The organism is Curtobacterium flaccumfaciens, assembly GCF_018598405.1.
Classification (GTDB): domain Bacteria; phylum Actinomycetota; class Actinomycetes; order Actinomycetales; family Microbacteriaceae; genus Curtobacterium; species Curtobacterium aurantiacum.
The window spans coordinates 39,533-59,215 of the sequence record NZ_JAHEWS010000006.1; the positions used below are offsets into that span (position 1 = coordinate 39,533).

The 19,683-nt window shown below is 70.7% G+C and carries 18 protein-coding genes; 5 read left to right on the forward strand and 13 right to left on the reverse strand.

Going from position 1 to position 19,683, the window contains the following annotated elements; all coding sequences use genetic code 11:
* Positions 1 to 142: 142 nt before the first annotated feature.
* Complete coding sequence (locus tag KK097_RS05350) at positions 143 to 1,075, reverse strand: metallophosphoesterase (RefSeq protein WP_214530978.1); 933 nt, start codon at positions 1,073 to 1,075, stop codon at positions 143 to 145.
* A gap of 314 nt (positions 1,076 to 1,389) precedes the next feature.
* Between KK097_RS05350 and KK097_RS05355 the strand changes: the two genes are divergently transcribed.
* Positions 1,390 to 2,583 (forward strand): alpha-hydroxy acid oxidase, encoded by a 1,194-nt coding sequence (locus KK097_RS05355; protein WP_250896479.1) that lies wholly within the window; start codon positions 1,390 to 1,392, stop codon positions 2,581 to 2,583.
* 285 nt (positions 2,584 to 2,868) lie between these two features.
* Positions 2,869 to 3,825, forward strand: coding sequence for a glycoside hydrolase family 16 protein (locus KK097_RS17930; protein ID WP_250896471.1), 957 nt, complete (start codon positions 2,869 to 2,871; stop codon positions 3,823 to 3,825).
* A gap of 101 nt (positions 3,826 to 3,926) precedes the next feature.
* Here KK097_RS17930 and KK097_RS05365 read toward each other — a convergent pair whose 3' ends face one another.
* From KK097_RS05365 to KK097_RS05405, 9 genes are all read right to left on the reverse strand, one after another.
* A complete protein-coding gene (locus KK097_RS05365; protein WP_214543957.1) occupies positions 3,927 to 4,733 on the reverse strand; it encodes an isocitrate lyase/PEP mutase family protein in 807 nt (268 codons plus the stop codon).
* Between the two features lie 64 nt (positions 4,734 to 4,797).
* Positions 4,798 to 5,607 carry a hypothetical protein gene (locus tag KK097_RS05370; RefSeq protein ID WP_214543958.1) on the reverse strand — a complete coding sequence of 270 codons (810 nt, stop codon included), beginning with the start codon at positions 5,605 to 5,607 and terminating at the stop codon, positions 4,798 to 4,800.
* Between the two features lie 11 nt (positions 5,608 to 5,618).
* Complete coding sequence (locus KK097_RS05375) at positions 5,619 to 5,981, reverse strand: hypothetical protein (RefSeq protein WP_111022117.1); 363 nt, start codon at positions 5,979 to 5,981, stop codon at positions 5,619 to 5,621.
* A gap of 192 nt (positions 5,982 to 6,173) precedes the next feature.
* On the reverse strand, positions 6,174 to 6,497 hold the full coding sequence (locus KK097_RS05380; protein WP_214530973.1) for an ArsR/SmtB family transcription factor: 324 nt from the start codon (positions 6,495 to 6,497) through the stop codon (positions 6,174 to 6,176).
* A gap of 133 nt (positions 6,498 to 6,630) precedes the next feature.
* Entirely contained in the window at positions 6,631 to 7,641 is a 1,011-nt protein-coding gene (locus KK097_RS05385) for a zinc-dependent alcohol dehydrogenase family protein (RefSeq protein ID WP_214530971.1), read from the reverse strand.
* Positions 7,642 to 7,804: 163 nt separating this feature from the next.
* Positions 7,805 to 9,163, reverse strand: coding sequence for an NtaA/DmoA family FMN-dependent monooxygenase (locus KK097_RS05390; protein ID WP_214543959.1), 1,359 nt, complete (start codon positions 9,161 to 9,163; stop codon positions 7,805 to 7,807).
* Positions 9,164 to 9,222: 59 nt separating this feature from the next.
* Positions 9,223 to 9,612, reverse strand: coding sequence for a MerR family transcriptional regulator (locus tag KK097_RS05395; protein WP_214530967.1), 390 nt, complete (start codon positions 9,610 to 9,612; stop codon positions 9,223 to 9,225).
* A 186-nt stretch (positions 9,613 to 9,798) separates the two neighbouring features.
* Positions 9,799 to 11,265, reverse strand: a complete 1,467-nt coding sequence (locus KK097_RS05400; protein ID WP_214543960.1) for a DHA2 family efflux MFS transporter permease subunit — start codon at positions 11,263 to 11,265, stop codon at positions 9,799 to 9,801.
* 268 nt (positions 11,266 to 11,533) lie between these two features.
* Positions 11,534 to 12,628, reverse strand: a complete 1,095-nt coding sequence (locus KK097_RS05405) for an SGNH/GDSL hydrolase family protein (RefSeq protein WP_214543961.1) — start codon at positions 12,626 to 12,628, stop codon at positions 11,534 to 11,536.
* A 172-nt stretch (positions 12,629 to 12,800) separates the two neighbouring features.
* On the opposite strand from KK097_RS05405, the gene KK097_RS05410 reads away from it, so the two are divergent.
* From KK097_RS05410 to KK097_RS05420, 3 genes are read left to right on the forward strand one after another with little or no spacing between them, the layout of a single operon-like run.
* The gene (locus KK097_RS05410; RefSeq protein WP_214530963.1) at positions 12,801 to 13,373 is read left to right on the forward strand and encodes an ArsR/SmtB family transcription factor; all 573 of its coding nucleotides are present in this window, start codon (positions 12,801 to 12,803) and stop codon (positions 13,371 to 13,373) included.
* Positions 13,358 to 14,611: an MFS transporter gene (locus KK097_RS05415; RefSeq protein ID WP_214543962.1), complete on the forward strand. Its 1,254-nt coding sequence runs from the start codon at positions 13,358 to 13,360 to the stop codon at positions 14,609 to 14,611. Before KK097_RS05410 ends, KK097_RS05415 begins: the two co-directional genes overlap by 16 nt.
* A 40-nt stretch (positions 14,612 to 14,651) precedes the next feature.
* Positions 14,652 to 15,050, forward strand: coding sequence for a hypothetical protein (locus KK097_RS05420; protein ID WP_214543963.1), 399 nt, complete (start codon positions 14,652 to 14,654; stop codon positions 15,048 to 15,050).
* 190 nt (positions 15,051 to 15,240) lie between these two features.
* Here KK097_RS05420 and KK097_RS05425 read toward each other — a convergent pair whose 3' ends face one another.
* Genes KK097_RS05425 through KK097_RS05435 form a run of 3 tightly spaced genes read right to left on the reverse strand, consistent with a single transcriptional unit; the run spans position 15,241 to position 19,648 of the window.
* Complete coding sequence (locus tag KK097_RS05425; protein ID WP_214543964.1) at positions 15,241 to 15,774, reverse strand: hypothetical protein; 534 nt, start codon at positions 15,772 to 15,774, stop codon at positions 15,241 to 15,243.
* A 38-nt stretch (positions 15,775 to 15,812) separates the two neighbouring features.
* Complete coding sequence (locus KK097_RS18360) at positions 15,813 to 18,311, reverse strand: MprF family protein (RefSeq protein ID WP_214543965.1); 2,499 nt, start codon at positions 18,309 to 18,311, stop codon at positions 15,813 to 15,815.
* A gap of 5 nt (positions 18,312 to 18,316) precedes the next feature.
* Positions 18,317 to 19,648, reverse strand: a complete 1,332-nt coding sequence (locus KK097_RS05435) for an alpha/beta hydrolase (protein ID WP_214543966.1) — start codon at positions 19,646 to 19,648, stop codon at positions 18,317 to 18,319.
* Between the last annotated feature and the right edge of the window lie 35 nt (positions 19,649 to 19,683).

The following is a 19,683-nucleotide window of genomic DNA, read 5'->3' on the forward strand; positions in this document are numbered from 1 at the left end:
TACTCGGTGTTCCCGCACGCAACCCGAAGACGTGGGGTACCGCGGCTGTGGAGGCGACCAGACGAGGGACGGGAGGCCCGTGGCGGCGCCGCCACGGGCCTCCCGTCCGCCGTCATGCGCGTCCACCGCACCCGGTGGGTGCTCAGTGCTTGCCGGCGGCCGCGATGACGGACCGGACGGTCCCGGCGTCGAGGCGGAAGGCCCGCGGGTCGGCGTCGCCCCGCGGAACGCGGACCGGTGTGGACCAGACGGAGCCGTCCGTGGCGACGTCGACGACGAGCGCGCCGCTGTCGACGACCGCGGATTCTTCGTCGTAGGGGCCGACGACGTCGGTGTCGTTCGCGACGCCGGGGGCGACGAGGACCGGGACGCCGGCGAGCGACCCGGCGAAGTGGTGGTGGTAGTGGCCGGCGAGGACGACCCGCAGGTCGGAACCGCGGATGACGTCGGCGAGCGCCTCGGGGTTCTGCAGGCGGAGGGCCTCGTGCAGCTCGGTCGGGGCGGGCAGCGGCGGGTGGTGCAGGACGACGACGGTGCCGTGCGGGGCGTCGTCTTCGCCACTGCCGGCGCCTTCGGCCAGGGCCGTGCGCAGGTGCTCGAGCGCGGTGTCGCTCAGCTCGCCGTACCCGGCACCCGGGACGCTCGTGTCGACGGTCACGATCCGGCGCCCGGCGAGGACCGACTGCCCGGAGACCGGGACCGACGGCGGCAGGTACTCCATCGTGTGCATGAGCGCCGTGCCGCCCTGGCCCAGGACGTGCCCGTTCGCCAGGACCCGGCGGAATCCCTCGCGCTGGTCGTGGTTTCCGGGCACCGCGACGAAGGCCGCTCCGTGCCGCTCCGCCCAGCCGCCGACGCGGTCCCGCACGGTCGCGTAGGACTCGGGGCTGCCGTCCTCGGAGACGTCTCCGGACACCACCACGAGTCCGATGCCGGGCACGTCGTCGACGTGGGCGAGCAGCCGTTCGAGCGCGGCCGTGGTGTCGACCGTGCCCTGGTGCAGGGCGCCGTCGCCGGTCAGGTGGGTGTCGGAGAGGTGGAGGATGCGGAGGGTCCCGGCTGCTGGCGGCTGCATGCGCCCACGGTAGCGACGGCCCCCGTCAGTCGGGTGCGGCGGGGCGGTCAGGTGCAGCGGCGGCCTCGCGGAGGACACCCGCTTGGTACCGGCACACGCGGCGTCGCTCGGATGTCTGAGTGGAGCGTTGCTCTGATCGATCATCCTTCCGCACTGCCGATCCCGAGACATAGGATGTCTGCATGTCCTCCAGCGACGACCAGCACCGGATCGACCCCGCCACCGGAGCGCCGGCGCCCGCGACCGGCTCAGCATCCGCCGCCCGCACGCGGGTCAAGCGGCAGCTGCCGACGGTGCGGGACCTCGCGCCGCTCATGCAGTTCAGGAAGCCTTCGCTGCCGGGTCGGCGTCAGCGCCTCGAGCAGGCCTTGACGATCTGGGACCTCCGCGACATCGCCGCCCGGCGCACCCCGAAGGCCGCCTTCGACTACACCGAGGGCGCGGCCGAGGCGGAGATCTCCCTGGCCCGTGCCCGGCAGGCGTTCGAGGACATCGAGTTCACCCCGGCGATCCTGCGGGACGTGTCGAGGGTGGACACCTCGCGCGAGGTGCTCGGGGCGCCGGTGTCGTACCCGTTCGGCATCGCGCCGACGGGCTTCACGCGGATGATGCAGACCGAGGGCGAGCGGGCCGGTGCCCGGGCCGCCGGACGCGCCGGCATCCCGTTCTCGCTCTCCACGATGGGCACCACCGCGATCGAGGACGTCCGCGACGCCAACCCGCACGGGCGCAACTGGTTCCAGTTGTACATGTGGAAGGACCGCGAGAAGTCGATGGCGCTGGTCTCCCGCGCCCAGCAGGCCGGGTTCGACACCCTGCTCGTGACCGTGGACGTCCCCGTCGCGGGTGCGCGTCTGCGGGACAAACGGAACGGGTTCTCGATCCCGCCGCAGCTGAGTGCCCGGACCGTGGTGAACGCGATCCCGCGGCCGTGGTGGTGGTTCGACTTCCTGACCACCGAACCGCTGGCGTTCGCGTCGCTCGACCGCTGGTCCGGCACCGTCGGCGAGCTGCTCGACCACATGTTCGACCCGACCGTCACCTACGAGGACCTCGCCTGGATCCGTGACCAGTGGCAGGGCAAGGTCGTCGTCAAGGGCGTGCAGTCGCTGGCCGACGCCAAGCGCCTGGCGGACCTGGGGGTCGACGGCATCACGCTGTCGAACCACGGCGGCCGACAGCTCGACCGCGCACCCGTCCCCTTCCACCTGCTGCCCTCCGTGGTCAAGGAGGTCGGCGGGGACACCGAGGTGCACCTCGACACGGGCATCATGTCCGGCGCCGACATCGTGGCTGCCGTTGCCCTCGGCGCGAAGTTCACGATGGTCGGCCGTGCCTACCTGTACGGGCTGATGGCCGGCGGCGAGGCCGGGGTGGACCGGATGATCCAGATCGTGTCCGAGCAGATCGAGCGGACCATGCGGCTGCTCGGGGTGGCCTCGCTCGACGAGCTCGAGCCGGGACACGTGACGCAGCTGCAGCGGTTGCAGCCGATCCCCCGGGTCTGACCCGTCAGCTCGCCGCGCGTTGCATCGTGCACGTTCGGCCGCAGGACACCGGGCGTTCGTCGATCGATTTCCGTGACACCCCCCGAACGGGTCACAAATGATGCAAGATGTCCGTGGACGTGTCAACGAACCCCTCGGCAACCGGCCGGTCGACGCGTCCGTCCCTCCCCGCATCCTGCGCCCGAAGCACCACGAGGAGCCCGACATCTCGACCCGAAGCACGTGCACGCCTCTGCGCGGCACGACCCCAGGAAACACGTCCACGCCCGTCGAAGGACGCACCCGATGATCCGCCACCGCGCGGTCCTGGCGGCCGCGACCGCCGGCGCCCTGGTCCTCGGCGTCCCCACCGCCGCCTCCGCCCGGACCTGGTGGGGCTGGGACGGCGAGCGCCGCTGGCACCACGCTCCGGTGAACCCCACCCCGACGCCGGCCCCGGCCGAGACGGAACCGCCGGCCCCGACCGACGAGTGGACCCCGGAACCGGAGCCCACGCAGGACTCCGCTCCGATCGAGGACACAGCGCCCGTCGCCGAGCCCGAGCCCGTGCCCGAGGCGGAAGCCGAGCCCGAGGCAGCGCCCGAGCCCGAACCCGAGGCGGCCCCCGAGGACCTCGCGGCGCTCGCTCCCGATGCCTCCTTCGTCGAGGACTTCACCACGAACGCCGTCACCGGCCTGGTCTCGTCGCTCTACCCGCAGTCGTGGCAGCCCTACCCCGACGGCACCTCCGGCATCTACGCGCCGAGCAAGACGGTCTCGGTGCACGACGGCGTGATGGACGTCGCCCTCGGCACCGGTGCCGGAGCGGCCGGCACCTTCGGCTCCTCCGACGGTGCCTGGGACCACGTCGGCGGCTCGTTCTCCGTCCGCGCGAAGGCGACCGGCGGCGACGGCAACGGTGCGGCGTTCATGCTGTGGCCGACGTCGAACGTGTGGTCCGACGGCGAGATCGACTTCCCCGAGGGCAACTTCGAGTCGAACCCGATGGTGTTCCACCACTCGATGACCCCGGGCCGGGAGGCCGAGCGCGTCCAGGTCGACACCGGTGTCTCGTGGCGCGACTGGCACACGTACAAGGTGGACTGGGTGCCCGGCGAGTCTGTCACCTACAGCGTCGACGGCAGGGTCCTGCAGACCGTCACCGAGGACGTGCCGACGACGCCGCACCGCTTCATGTTCCAGGTGGGCAACTGGGGCGAGCAGGGCAACCTGCTCATCGACTGGGTCTCGACGACCGAGTAGCGTCCGCAGGTCCGCACCACGGACGGACGGGAGGCCCGGTGCCAGCTGGCACCGGGCCTCCCGTCCGTCTGCGTGGTCGCGTTCAGGGCGTCGCGCGCCGCTCAGAAGAGCGCGTTGAGGCCCGCGTAGTCCACCCCGGCCACCAGCGAGTCGTAGGTGCCGGTGGTCCGCAGCTCGGCCGTGGCCTGCCGAACGACGGCGTACGCGGCCTGCGCGACGGCGGAACCGAGACTGATCCGGGCCACCCCGAGCCGGGCGAGTTCCGCCACGGTCGGCGACCCCGGACCGGCCATCACGTTCACCGGGCCGTCGATCGACTCCACCAGCGCACGGATGGTCTCGACGTCTCGGACTCCGGGGACGAACACGCCGTCCGCGCCGGCTCCGCGGTAGCGACGAGCTCGCTCGAGCGTCTCGACCAGGAGCCGTTCGGGATCGACGAGCCCGGCGAGGTGGACGTCGGTCCGAGCGTTGACGAACAAGGGCACCCCGGCTCGTTCCGCTGCGCGCCGGGCTGCCCCGATCCGGTCGGCGAGCGCCTCCGGATGCAACCTGCCGTCCTCGATGTTGATCCCGACGGCGCCCGCTTCGAGCACCGCGTCCACCGTGCGCGCCACGCCGTCCGCATCGTCGGCGTACCCGGACTCGATGTCGACGGTGACCGGCACCGACACCGAGGCCGCGATCCGCGCGACCGCGTGCATCGCTTCCACGCGGGTCAGGGTGTTGCCGTCCGGCCGCCCGAGGGACCAGGCGACGCCCGCACTGGTCGTGGCGATCGCGGTCGCGCCGGCGTCCTCGACGAGTCGGGCGCTCGTGGCGTCCCAGACGTTGACGAGGACGAGTGGCCGGGATCGGTGGTCGTGGAGGCCGCGGAAGGTCGCGGCTCTGGTCGAAGTGGTGTTCACCCTTCGATCCCAGCGGTCCGAGCGCGGACGAGCTGGCGGGTTCCGGACGACGCGGTGGGGCAGCTCAGCCCCCGGGGCGAGGAGACCTGCGTGGGTTCAGCAGGTCTCCGTCCCACGACAAGTCGTCGGGCTCGCGGACCTCGAACGCCTCGAACCGGTCGTCTTCGAGCACGCCGTCGACGAGCGCGCGCGATCCGGCGACGATCGTCGAGTCCCAGTCCTCCTCGGCGGCGACGACCCACGCGTGGTCCTCCGGCCAGATGAACGTCGTGTGCGGCGCCACCTGGTCGTGCAGCCCGAAGCTCTCCCAACCCGGGACCGCCCGCTGTGCCCACGACGGATCGACGAGCTCGTCCAGGGTCGCACTGAAGAGCCAGGTGTCCCGCGCGGGCCAGGCCATCAAGCCCCGCGCACGTCGGATCCGGTGCCGGCGTTCAGCGGACGGCGGCCCACCCGTCCCCTCCCACGCTCCGACGACCAGGTCTCCGGGGGTCGACGTCGCGCGCCGCAGGTGCGTGGTGAGGACGGCGAGGTCCTGCGGGTCGAACCACCCGTCGTCCGACTGGTCCACGCGCCAGCCGTCGGCCCACGACATCGTCTGCTCGTCGTCGGTCAGGCGTCGCCACTGCACCAGGGGGTGCATCACGCGGTCGTTGCGGCGGGCGACCTCCGCCCACCGCCAGCGGGTGTGTTCGACGTCCGGGTGGTCGCCCCACTCGTCCGTGGTCTCGAGGTCCGCCCGGTGTGCGCCGACCGGGTGCAACAGTCGTGCGTACGCCTCGAACCCGGTGCCCGCGACGCCACCGACACTCGCCCAGCGTCCGGCACGCGCGACGAGCCAGTCGCCCCGCGATGCCTCGCTCAGCAGACGCATCGTGCTGCTGCTCAGAGCTTCTCGTCGACGAGCGCGATGAAGCGGCTGCCGATGCCCTCGACCTCGCGTCGCGTCAGGCCGGCGGTGGGCTCGGGCGCCTGGTAGGGGGCGTGGTAGTCGCACATCAGGTAGTCCCACTCGGGCCACCACTTCTTCGGACGCGCCTCTTCGTCGAAGCCGCAGACCACGCACTCCAGGCGCGTCCAGACCTTCTTGGTGCCGGTCCGGTTGGCGCGGGACTGCACGAGCCAGGCGGGCGGGTCCTGCTCGATCGCGTCGAGCTCCGCTTCGCTCAGGCGCGACGGGATGCCGTGGCGGGTCGCCATCTCGAGGGGGATGTCGAGCCGGACTGCGGCTTCGCGGCGGGAGAGCATCCGTCCAGGGTAGGTCCTGAGGACGTGGATGAAGGCATGCTGACCCACCTTGCGCCACGGGTGTTCTGCCGCGCCTTCGGCGTCGGGGCGCTGGATGCGGGGGTTGTGATGGCGCTCATCGGCGCCGTCGTCGATCGCGTCGGACTCATGGCCGGAGGGCGGGTCATCGCGGATGGGATTGCTGTGGAGCCGCTACCTGCCCCTGCGGACGCCAGCGATCACGGAAGGGAGGAACCCGGGGAACGCTTCTTCCAGGTCGGCTTCGCGGAGTACGTTCATCCGAGACGTGCCGACGTAGTACTGGTGGATCACACCGGCCTGCCGCAGCGCGGTGAAGTGGTGCGTCGCGGTCGAAGCCTTGATGGGCAGGTCGAAGTTGCCGCAGCTGATGTCCGCTTCGGCCGACGCGAGCTGCGTCACGATGCTCAGCCGGATCGGGTCGGCGATGACTTCCAGGACTCGCGGGAAGTGCAGGTCCTCGGTGGATGGTTCGTCGTCGATCGGTGCTCGAGCCATTCGCAGCCTCCTTACGGGGGAATGATCGTACCGAGAGGGTGTGGCCAGCCGCTGCGAGCTTCTCCGCCGTGCATCTGTCACAACGACCAGCGGCGACGACGAGAACGACTCGGAACGCGAGGAGCAGTCGAGGTCAGCGGACCTCGATGACGACCTTGCCGAGGGGACCTTCGGCGAGGCGGTCGTAGGCGGCCTTCGCGTCCTCGAATCGGAAGGTGGAGTCGATGACGGGGCTGATCTCGTGGTCATCGAGGAACTCGACGAGCTCCTCGAAAGCCACCCGAGTACCGACGGCGATGCCCTGGATGGTGGTCTGGCGGAACAGCACCGTCATGAGGTCGAGGTTCGTGGTCTGCCCTGCGAGGAAGCCGATGACTGCGACGACGCCACCGGCCTTCGCTGCGCGGACGGAGTCGTTGATGCCGTCACCGCCGGCGACGTCGATGACGACGTCGACGCCCTTCCCATCGGTGAGCTCGAGCGCCTTGCCGGCCCAGTCGGGGGTGGTGCGGTAGTTGATGAGGTCGGTCGCGCCGAGTTCCTTCGCGATGGCGAGTTTGTCGTCGCTGGAGGACGTGGCGATCACGCGTGCGCCGAATGCGGATGCGATCTGGATCGCGAACACGGACACCCCGCCGGTGCCCTGCACGAGCACGCTGCCACCCGTCTCCAGCTTGCCGTGGTGGAAGAGGGAGAACCACGCAGTCAGCGCTGCGATCGGCAGCGTGGCCGCTTCCGCGTCGGTGAGGTTGTCGGGGCTCTTCACGACGCGGTCCTCGTGCAGCAGCATGTACTCGGCGAGACCGCCATCGATCGGGCCGCCGATCATCGCGTCGGTGTGCACCTGGTCCCACGGACCGTCGGCCCACGTGGAGTAGAAGTGCGAGGTGACACGGTCGCCGACCTCCCACTTCGTCACGTCGGAGCCGACCGCGGTGACGACGCCGGCGGAGTCCGCGCCGACGATGAGGCCCTTCGGCATCTTCTCGGGCGAGTAGTTCCCTTCGACGAGTGCCTTGTCACGGTAGTTCAGGGAAACGGCCGAGACCTCCACGAGAAGCTCGTTGGGGCCGGGGGTCGGGACCTCGACCTCGCGGAGGTGGAGATTGTCGAAGCCGAAGTCGGCGAGGGTCCAGGCGCGCATGGCGGTCCAATCGTCGCGGTGATGCACCGGGGTGTTCCGGAGCCGATGGGCTCACAGTACGGCCTTTTTCGATACACATCAAACTTGACGTGGATCGAAGTTACCCGTTGATGCCGACGCGGCATTCATCCTCTTCGTCGCGGTGTCGATGGTCCCGGTGGCATCAGCTCTCGCCGATGACTCGTGGGTCTCGTCCGTAGCGAGGGGCTGCGTGGATGTTGTCGCGAAGGGTGGCGCCCTCGTAGTCGCGGTGGAAGATGCCGCGTTCCTGGAGGATCGGCACGACTTCGTCGACGAAGGCGTCGACTCCGTCGTGGAGACTGTCGATGGAGAGGGAGAAGCCGTCGCATGCGCCGGCCTCGAACCACTCCTGCATGAAGTCGGCAATCCTTTCGGGGGTGTCGGCGACGACGGGGTGGTAGTCGATGACGCCGTGCGCGATGACATCGCGGAGAGACCATCCCTCGCGGACAACAGCGAGCGCATGGTCCGAGCGTGGGTCGGACGGGTTCGCCACCGCCCGCTCGAGGACCTGTTCGGGCACGGACTGGTCGATGTCCTCGTAGCGGAGGGGCAACCCGATCATGTGCCCGAGGTAGGCAACGCGCTGGCGAAGGTCGATGGACTCGTCAAGCGCGCGGCGACGGTCGAGGGCGTCGCGCTTGGTAGCGCCAACGGTGGGCATGAAGCCGGCGAACATCTTGATGTCGTCAGCATTTCGGCCCGCGGCGACGGCAGCTGCGCGGAGAGCATCGCGCTGCGCTTTCGCGCTGGCGATGTCGTAGGGATTGGCGTAGACCCCGTCCGCGTAACGCCCGGCGAGTTCGAGGCCGTTCTGACCCCCGCCGGCCTGGAAGATGACGGGCTGACCCTGCTCCGACGGCGGGATGGGCAGCGGCCCACGGGAAGCGACGTACTGACCACCGAGATTGATCGGCTGGATCTTCGACGCGTCGGCATAGATGCCCGCTGCGACATCGCCGATGAGCGCGTCCGTGCCCCAGCTGCCCCAAAGCGCCTCAACGACCTGGATCACCTCGTGCGCTCGTCCGTACTTCTCCGGTCTCGGCGGCACCGCCACCCCGAAGTTCGCAGCCGCTTCTGGGTTGGAGGTCGTGACCGCGTTCCAGCCGATGCGTCCGTGACTGATGACGTCCATCGCCTTGAACTGCCGGGCGATGTTGTACGGCTCGTTGAACGTCGTCGAAGCGGTGGCAACCAGCCCGATGCGCTTCGTCTCGCGGGCGATGGACGTCATGACCACGACCGGGTCGATGACGTGCCGCTGCGGTTGCACGTTCAGATCCGTCTCGAGTGCGGGAGTGTCGGCGAAGAAGAGCAGTTGGACCTTGCCGCGCTCGGCAGCCTGGGCATGGCGGACGTGTGCGTCCATGTCGGTGTAGCTGTCCAGGGGGACGCCGGGCATGCGCCAGGCACCGGGAGCCCCGCCGAACCCGCCGACGAGCTGCATTGCCAGGAGCATCTGAGGGGCGGACGTCAGTTGGGAGGTCTCGGTGGTCATACCACCAGTCTCAACACTGACATCAGTGTCAATGTCAAGTCCAACCGGTGCGCGAGTGCCTAGCTCGGTTGGGTAGCGAGCCGGTCCGATGTGGCAGCGTCGAGCGCTTCGATGTACGCGGTCAGGGCGTCGCGGTTCTGGATCAGGAAGTCGATCTTCTGCGCCATGCGGTCGCGTTCCTCGACGAGCATGTCGCGGAGTCCTGGCTCGACGTTGCTGACGACGATCGCTTGCTGCTTGTCCAGGCACGGGAGGACATCGATGATGATGCGGGTCGGGATGCCGGAGTCGACCAACCCGCGGATCTTCCCGACGCGTTCGATCAGGTAGTCGTCGTAGTCGCGGTACCCGTTCGGGAGCCTCGTCGGCTGGATCAGTCCCTGCTTCTCGTAGTAACGGAGCATCCGGGGTGCGACGCCCGTCTTCTCTGCCAGTTCTCCGATTCTCATCTACCCTCCGTCGTCGGCTTGACATTGACATTAGTGACAACGTTGAGCATGGGGAAGACCAAGGAGACGGAAGATGGACTCAACTTCTCCGCCGACATCCCGCGCCCGTGAAACCATCTGACTCGTGCCGAGCATCACGACGGGGCCTCAGCGGAAGCGAGGCCCCCTCCGGAGTTGATCAGCGGTTCAGGCCACGTCGACAGCAGCGGGAGGGGCCGCTCGACGGCGGCCGATCGCGAGGGTGCCGATGACAGCGGCCACCGCGATGATGCCGGCGGTCATGAACGCAGTCTGACCCGCAGCGACGGTCTGCACGACGCTGAGTTCGCCTGCGTTCACGGCGTTCGAGCCGATCGTGTAGGCAGACACGAGGACTGCACCGCCGGCAGCGCCGGCGAGCTGCTGCACCGCGCTGAACGCGGCACTGCCGTGCGGGTACAGCTCGGCGCGGAGGGACGACAGCGCGAGGGTCGTCATCGGGGCCCACATCATCGCCTGCGCTGCGGTCATCACGAGGTACCCGGCCAGGTAGACCCAGACGCTGCTGCGGTTGTCGAGGGCGCTGAGGAACCAGATGCTGGCCGCCCAGATGATCGCGCCGGGGATCGCCAGTGGCAGGGGGCCGTACCGGTCGTAGACACGGCCCCCGAGGGCGGAGACGACGGAGATGACGATGCCACCGGGGACGAGGAACAGTCCGATGGAGAGGGTGCTGAGCCCCAGCGATCCGGTGAGCACCAGGGGCAGGACGAGCAGGATCCCGAAGCCGTTGAGCGCCACGAAGAGCATGACGAGGATCGGGACGACGAAGGCTTTGGACCGGAAGATGCGCATGTCGAGGAACGCGTCCCCGTGACGACGGAGCGCGAGTTGACGGAACACGAACCCGGCCACGCCGAGGACACCGACGATGATCGGGATGACGGGCGGGACGGGGGCGTGACCCTCAGCGGACTCGCCGATCAAGGACAGGCCGAACACCAGCGCGCCGAACCCGACGGCGGACAGCGCCACCGAGAACAGGTCGAGGGTTGCGCGTTCCGGCGCGGTGATGTTCTTCAGCTTCATCGCTCCCGCGACGAGGGCGATCATGGCGAGGGGCAGGACGAGGATGAACAGCCACCGCCACGGCAGGAACGTCAGCACGAGCCCGGAGATGGCAGGGCCGACTGCCGGAGCGATCGCCGGGACGGCGGTGACGAGCGCCATGATCCGACCACGGCGGGACTCGGGCACCAAGCGGATGGCCGTCGTCATGAGCAGCGGCACGAACACCGCGGTCCCCACCGCCTGGACGACGCGTCCGACGAGGAGCACGGCGAACCCGGGTGCGACCGCTGAGATCGCGGTCCCCACGATGAAGGTCGACAAGGCCGTGAGAAAAATCGTCCGCAGGTGGAAGCGACGCATGATGAACCCGGTCGCGGGGATGAGCACGGCGAGCGTGAGGAGGTAGCCGGTCGTCAGCCACTGACCGGCGGACGGGGTGACGCCGAGGTCGCGGATGAGGGTCGGGATTGCCACGCCGAGCAGCATCTCGTTCAGCAGGACGAGGAACGTGGACGCCATCAGGAGGCCGAGGACCAGTCCGTCCCCCGGCTTCAACCGATCAGTGCTCGGAGGCTTGCTGTGGGTGCGGGCAGAAGTCGTCATCTGACCATCGTCAACATTGACATTAGTGTCAATGTCAAGCCGGTCATCGGAGCGAAGCGACGTCGCCCGCTTCGCGCGCGGGGCTTCTGCACAGGACGAGCACGGCGCAACGAGACGCCCCGCCGGGTCACGGTCCGACAGCATGCGAGCGCTGGCGACCCGACGCCCGGTAGCCCACCCGAGACGGACGGGAGGCCCGGTGCCAGCTGGCAACGGGCCTCCCGTCCGTTTCGTGGTCGCGTCCATGACGCGACCAGCAGGCGCAGGCTCAGCGCGATCCGACGATCGCAGCCTTGGTCTGGTCACGCAGGTACGCGATGCCGGCAGCGTTCGGGTGGAGTGCGCCGAACAGGATGGAGTACTTCGTCCCGGCCAGCGGCGTGCTGTCCGCAGCGGTGCCGCGATCGGTCAGGGTGAGTCCCGCCATCCATGCGGAACCCGACGCAGCACAGGGGGTGTGCGCAGCAGAGCCCTGGAGCGTCGAGACGTAGGTGAAGCCACGAGCCTTCGCCGCAGCCTTGACCGCTCCGTCGAGCGCGTTCTGGGTGCGGTGGAAGTAGGCGGTGTCGACGCCGGTGAAGGGGAACGCGTTCTGCGGGAACGGCGGCTCGAGACCGGAGTCACCGAGGAGGCTCGAGAAGCATCCCTTCGGGGCCTGCGCCGTACCCGGCGCGAGCATCGGGTAGCCGACGACGAACACCTTCGCCTGCGGAGCACGCTGCGCGATCACGCGGAACGTCGCAGCGAGCCGAGGTGCCACGACCGTGCGGATGCGCGATGCGAGACGATCCCGCGTGACGCCGTGCACGACCGGTGCGTAGTAGTCCTTGCAGTGGTCGTAGGTCTTCCCGTGGATCTCCGAGAACACCGGGCCGGCCTTGTCCAGTGCGACGCAGTTCGCGATGACGCCGGCGAACCCCAGGTCGTTCCCGCCGATCGACACCGTGACGACGTCCGTGTCCTTCGACAGCGCGTCGGCCTGGACGGGCGCGGTGGCGCTTCCGGCTCCGGTCTTCTGCGCGACCCGGGAGATGTTGCCGGTGGTGGCACCGGCGCAGGCACGGTCGTCGAGCTGGAGTCCCAGGGATGCTGCGACCTGGTGCGGGTAGTCGGTGGTGGACTGGAAGCAGCCGGCCGCCGTGCCCGAGCTGTAGGGGCCGACGCCGAAGCCGCCGGCGTACGAGTCGCCCAAGGCCACGTAGTTGTCACCGCTGGCGGCGGCCACGGACTGGGTGGGCGCCGCGCCGTCGGCGTTGGCCGCGGAGACGGGCCCGGCCGCCCCGACAGCGAGCGCTGCCGCCGTCAGGACGCCACTGATGATCAGCAGCGCGTGGGTGCGGCGGAGGCGAGGAGCGTGACGCATGGAGCAGGTTCCTTCCAGAGGGCCTATTCGACAGACGATCGTCTGACAAGTAGACGGTAGGTCGGTGGGACGCCTCGCGCCATGAGAGGGCCACAAGGTGCCGAGGTCGCACGACGACGAGGGGCGCCCGGCCAGAACTCCACAAGACCTCTTGTGCATGTAGGGTCAAACCATGACCCAAGGACGGATCGACGACCCCGCCCAGATGCGCGCCCTCGCTCACCCGACGCGCTTGCGCATCCTCGGCCTGTTGCGTGCGAACGGCCCGCAGACCGCCGCGACGATCGGTGAGGTGATCGACGAGGCGCCGGGCACGATCAGCTACCACTGCACCCGGCTCGCCGCCGCCGGCTTCATCGAACCCGCTCCCGGCGCAGGCACGGACCGCCGTGAGCGCTGGTGGCGAGCCGCGCACGACGCCTCCGTGTGGGAGCTCGCCGATGCGCTCGACGACCCGGAGCGGTTGCTCGCCACGAACGCTCTCGACCACGCGGTCGCCCGCGTGTACGCCGCGAACTACGAGGCGTTCGTCGACCTCGCACCGACGCTCGGACGCGAGTGGGTGTCGGCGTCATCAAGCTCGGACCGCGTGCTCCGCCTGACGGCAGCCGAGCTCCAGGACATGGGCGAGGAACTCCGCGGGGTCGTGGACCGCTGGGCTGGTGTCGCTGCCGAGCACCACGCCGGCGACGGCTCCGAGCAGGTCTTCGTGCTGAACCAGGCATACCGATGGCCGCGCGCCTGAGCCCCCGCGCGCAACTGCGCGCACTGCTCGCGGTGCAGGTGGTGTCGCGCATCGGGAACGTCGTCACCACCATCACCGTGCCGTTCGCCGTCCTCGCGCGTGGCGGCTCCGCCACCGACGTCGGCATCGCCGCGTTCATGGCAACGGTGCCGATCGTGCTCGGCGGCCCGTTCGGCGGTGCCATCGTGGAGCGGGTCGGGTTCGTCCGCTCGAGTGTCGCGTCCGACGTCGTCAGCGGGCTCACCCTGCTCGCGATGCCGGTGCTCGCCTGGACCGTCGGTCTGCCGTTCTGGGCGCTCCTCGCACTCGTGTTCGTCAGCGGGCTGTTCGACACCCCGGGTGAGTCCGCCCGACGGGTGCTCCTGCCGGGGCTCGCGACCACGGCAGGCGTGCCGCTCGAACGTGCCGTCGGCCACTTCGAGGCGTCGTCACGGCTGTCGGTGCTGCTCGGTGCGCCCCTCGGCGGGACCCTGGTCGCCGTCCTCGGTCCGATGCCGGGTCTCGCCTGCGTGGCGATCGCCTTCGGGGCAGCCGCACTGCTCATGGCGCTGACGGTCCGCGGTGCGGTGGCGCCGGTGGTCGCGTCCGGCGAGCCCGTGGAGTCGCGGGGGTACTGGCGCGACATCGCCGACGGGTTCCGGTTCTGCGTCCGCGATCCCCTGTTCCGGCTCGTGGTCGCGCTGGTGCTCGTGACGAACCTGCTCGACGCCGCACGCTCGACCACGCTCCTGCCGCTCTACGCCGACCAGCAGCTCGGCGGCGCGCAGGCGCTCGGGCTCGTCACCGGCGTCTTCGGGGGTGCGGCGTTCCTCGGCTCCGTCGCCTTCGGGTACGTGGCGCACCGCGTGCCGCGACGGTTGGTCTTCGCCCTGTGCTTCGTGCTCGCCGGCGGGCCGTCACTGGTCGTTCCGGCCCTCGGGCTTGGCCTGCCGTGGATGCTCGCGTCCGCCGCGCTCTCCGGGCTCGCGGCCGGTTCGATCAACCCGATCCTCGGAGCCGTCGAGCTCGAGCGGATCCCGGAGCACATGCGCGCGCGGGTGTTCGGTCTGCTCGGTGCCGGCGCATGGGCGGGCATCCCCGTCGGCGGCCTGCTCGCCGGGCTCGCTGCCGACGGCGTGGGGGTCGAGGCCACCTTCGCCGTCGTCGCGGTCGTGTACACGGTCGTGACGCTCACGCCGCTGCTCGGAGGATCGTGGCGGCTGATGGAACGCCGCTCGGTCACGGTGTCGGCGGCTTGACGTCCGGTGGTCCGCCCGGGCCGCCGCCTAGGCTGCGAACGTGACCAGGCAGCGGACGAACACCCGACGAGCGATCGTCGTGACCGTTCTGATCGTGGGCGCCGCGGCCGTCCTGTTCATCGGTCTGCGCGCCGCACTGCTGTTCGCGGGGGCAGCGGAAGGCGACGTGCCGACGTCGTCGTCGATCCCCCTGCCGGCCGGGAGCAGGGTAGTTCACGAGGACGAGGAGTGCGCATCCGGTGGATGCTGGTCGGTCGTGTCCGTGCAGCCGCCGACGGGGGTGAGCCCGTCCGAACTGTCGACGACGTTGGGCACCGAGCCGTTCGCGAGGCTGCCCGGGACGCTGTGGGATCCCCGTGTCGTCAACCTGACGTCAGAAGTCCAGGGAGACCTCCTCGTGATCCAGGCGGACTACTGGTCCCGCGAGCCCTCTCCCTGACGCCCGGAAGACCACCCGAGGCGGCCGTGCCTGGAGGCACGGTGCCAGCTGACACCGCGCCTCCCGTCCGCCCTGTGGTCGCGTCGACGACGCGTCAGGCTTCCCAGGGCCAGTAGGTCTGGCAGGTCTCGGGGCCGCCGTTCGTCGAGCCGCAGACCTCCACCGGCCCCAGATGCTTGACGACCAGGGTTCAGCCGCCGCCGTGCTCCCGACGGCGCACGCGCAGCGTTCCGATCCCCTGCACGATGCAGAGGACGCCGCTCGCGACGACGATGACCGCGATCAGGATCCGAGCGGCGGAGACCCCACCCAGCAGCAGCGGGGCGACCGCGACACCGATGAAGACGGCGCCCATCACGATGACGACGACCGGGTTCTGGGCGACGAAGAACCGGCGCCCACCGTTCGCTTCGGCGATCGCGCGGTCCCGCGCACGCGGGACGGCGTCGGGCGACCGACCCGCGCGGCGATCTGCACTCCGTCGCCGGCTGCGCAGGACCAACCAGACCGCGGCGCCGATGACGACGGCCGCTCCGATCGCGATCCACTCGACGAGGTGGAAGAACCCGAAGACGAGCACCAGCACGAAGCCGACCGCGATGCCCACGAACATGTCCGTGGTCATCCGGTCGGTCCGGCCGTCGCCACTCGTGACGTAATCGGGGCGGCGTTCGTACGGATCGTGCTCGTCCACGGCCGGTCCGTCGGCCCGTTCGGTTCCCATGCTCCGAACGTACCGACGGCGCTCGTGACCCGTCCGGGTCAGCCGACCCGTTCCACCGGGGGCTCGGCCCGGACGCCGCGTGCCGGACGATGCTGCCGTACGATCGCCATCGCCTGGCGCAGCGACAACCCCGGCAGGTAGGTGCGGACGATCGCGACGCCGATCGTGGGCAGCGCCACCGGGTCCGGGTACGCCATCACGAGGGGGTGCAGGTCGGGGCCGAACTTCGCCTTGAAGCGCAGCAGGGAACGGAACCCGTAGACGGGTTCGAGCGCACCGCCGACGACGTCGAGGACCGATTCGACACCGCTCCGGCCGGCGCCCTGCGGTTCCGCCGAAGACGCGAGCGGGGCAGCGGACAGGCTGAGCCGTTCGGCACCGTCGGTGCGCATCCGGTCGACCGCACTCGCGACCAGGAACTCCATCACACCGTTCGGGGCGTCCGGCGCACGGCGCATCACGTCGAGCGTCCACCCGACCACCTGCCCGGCACGGTACGCGGGCAGCCAGCTGGTGACGGCGAGGACGGTGCCGTCCTCGCCCAGGGCCACGAGCGTCCGGACGGCGGGGTCGCGCATCTCGTCGATGCCGCCGAGGGTGAACCCCATCTCGGGCAGTTCGCGCTCGGCGACCCACTCCTCCGAGATCGCCTCGATCTGGCGGGTGACCGGTCCGGGCAGCGAGGCCCAGTCCGACCAGAGCGCGGTGGTGCCCGATCGTGCAGCCTTGTTGACTGCCGTGCGGACGTCCTGCTTGCGCTTGCCCGTCGTGGTCCAGGTACGCGGGTCGAGGTCGGCGTCCTCGGCCACGGGGAGCGTCGTCCATCCCAGTCGAGCGAGTGCAGCGCCGAGGGTGGCGTCGACGCCGTAGAAGACAGGCGTCCAGCCGTGGTCGTCCGCGGCCCGTGCGAAGCCCTCGAGTGCAGCGAGCCGTGCGTCCTCGTGCCCGAAGGGTCCGCCGGTCGTCACGGCGACGCTGCCGGTCCGGTGGTAGGCGACCCCGGCACGGCCGTCCTCGGTGAACCAGTACTCGTTGCCGGGCCAGGTCGTCATCCAGCCGAAGGTGTCACCGCCACCGGCGATCAGGAGTGCCCGAGCCGTTGCCCGGGCTGTGTCCTGGCCGTCGAGGTCGGTGTCCGAGCGTCCCGCCCCGGTCGGGCGGACCGCGGCGATCGCCACCGCGAGCCACAGGAGCGGGCCCGAGATGCCCACGACGAACCGCAACGCTGGCTCGGCTTGCGCCAGGTGCGTGGGCAGGGTCACGGGGGCGATCGGACCGAGCACGGCGAGCGCCAGGTGGAGGGGTTCGCGCACGCTGTCGCCCGAAGCCACGGCGACACCGACGACGACGACCGCGAGCGCCACGGCCGAGCCCGCGACCGTGACGGCGAAGCTCAGCAGACGGCGCCGGTCGGTCCGGACGGGGAAGTCCGCGCGGCGCAGGACGAGCACGACGGCGGTCGCGATCGGCACCAGCACCGAGGCGGCGATCGAGAGCGACACCGCGAGGTGGTCCGACGCCAGACGCTGCACGACGGCGTGGTGCCGCTCGGGCAGGACACCGAAGGAGACAGCGGTGGCGACACCGGTGACCAGGTCGACCGTCACGACGAGCCACAGCGCGAACCGGCTGCCGCGTCGGAGTCCCACCGCGCCGACGGCCAGGACCACGAGCGGCATCACCGCCAGCAGCGACTGGAGCGGGCCGTGCGGGTGCACCGCGGCGAGGGCCCGGACGCAACTGGCGGTCACCCCGGTCACCGAGCAGTGCGGCATCCGCCCGGTCGGGCCGGTGCCGAGCACGACGGCGAGCGGGGCGAGCAGCCCGAACCGTGCGCCGGTCAGCAGCGCCAGGACGGGGCCGACCGCCGACACCGTCACCGCGGCGACCAGCAGGACCCGGGTCTCGCGTGAGGAGCTCCGGGTCCAGCCGCTCCGCACCGGCGACCGCCGCAGCATGCGTCCGAGCACCAGGCCGACGAGCAGGGCGAGCGCCGCGTGCAGGTCGGACGCGTGCCCGGAGTAGAGCAGCAGCGCCGCGACGACCGCGATCGACACGACCCGGATCCGGCGTCGCCACAGGGCGCCGGCGAAGGCGCTCGCGGTCACGATGGTGCCGACGATCCAGGTCCACGGGCCGAGGTGCCCGAGGTGCACGAGGAAGCCGCGGCTCGCGGGGGCACCGTCGAACAGCTGCAGCACGGCGCCGAGACCGGTCCCCACGACGGTCGTGACGACCATCGCGAGCAGGGTGCGCCGCCAGCCGAGCAGCCGCTCGGACGCCCCGGTGCAGACCACGACGGCGACGGAGGTGACGAGGAACCCGATGACGCTGCTCGTCACCGCGACCACGCCGAGCGGCCCCATCGTCCCGCCCAGGGTGTCGGGTGTCCGGCCGTCGTGCGCGCCGATGCAGCGGAGCACCATGGCGGCGATGCCGGCGACGATCGTCAGGGCCGAGACGACGCTCGTCAGCGGGTATCGACGGGCTGCCGGCACGAGCCGTCTCGGGTGCGCCCACGCGAGGGCCGCGACCACCGCACTCACCGGAGGCCCAGGTGCGCGACGACGCCGGGCATCCCGACGCGCAGGGCGTACCGGACGGTGTTCCAGTCGTGGGCGGAGCCCTCGGACACGAACAGCTGTGTGCGCATGCCCGCCGCGTCAGCAGCCGTGCGGAGCATCGTGGTCGAGGCGACGTAGGGCCTGTCCTCGCTGCCGTACGCGAACACCGTGAGGTGCCCGGGGTAGCGCCCGTGCGCCCGCATGATCGCCCGTGGTGCGGCCGCGGCGTACCGGGAGGCCGAGCCGCCGAACCCGTACTGGATGCTGTGCTGCGCGTCGCCGTTCAGGGGTGCGAGTTCGCTCGAGATGGCGAAGGTCGTGCCGAACACGTCGGGGTGCGCGGCGGAGAACTGCATGGCGCACGTCGCCCCCTGCGAGAACCCGAGGATGCCCCACGCCGAGGGTGCCGGTCCGACGCGGAGGTGCTGCCGGATCCAGTTCGTGGTGTCGGTCATGACGTAGGTCGCGGAGTGCCCGAGGGGCGAGTCGACGCACATCGGGTTCCGGTCCGGTGCCCCGAGCTGGTCGGGCGCGACGACGATCGGGGCGAGTCCGTGGTGGGCCGCGGCGAACGCGTCCATCACCGCGCCGAGCCGACCGGCCTGGAACATGTCGCTCGGCTGCCCGGGTTGCCCGGCCAGGCTGATCAGGACGGGCAGGGTCGGCGGTCGCTCGGTCAGGGCGGCGGGCGGCAGGTACACGACCCCCGACCGTGCGTGGAAGTGGGAGACGGTCGACGGGATGGCGACGGAGAGCACCTTCCCGCGTCGCAGCATGTCGGCGGGGGCCCGCCAGGTGGCCGGGTCGACCACCGGACTGGAGGCGCGCCCCACCCCCGTCTCGTGTGCCAGCGGACCCGACGGGTACGGATCCCTCGTGACGGCCTGCGCGATCGTGCGGTACGCCCCGAAGTCGACGTTGACGCCGAGCACGGCGGCCAGGGCCACCGCCACCGCCGCCAGCACACCGAGCACGCGGCGGAGCCAGCCGCCCTGGACGACCGTGACGACGAGGAGCCCGGCGCCACCGAAGGCCACGGCCATCCACATCCGGGTGATCGGGGTGAACGACATCCCGTACAGGTCCTGCACGTCCCCGAACCACCACACCGCGACCAGGCCGACCACGACGGCGAGGGCCACGGCGGCGAGACGCCAGACGAGACCCCGGACCGGGTGCCGGGAGCGACGACCGAACGCCGGCAGCAGTGCGGCGACGGCGAGGAGCGCGGCGGCCACGTCGACGGGGACGAGCACGGCCGGTGCGACGACGACGACGTGGAGCAGCGGACGGAGCAGATCGTGGAACATGGGGCCTCCCGGCGGACGGTGCAATCGTGACGGCG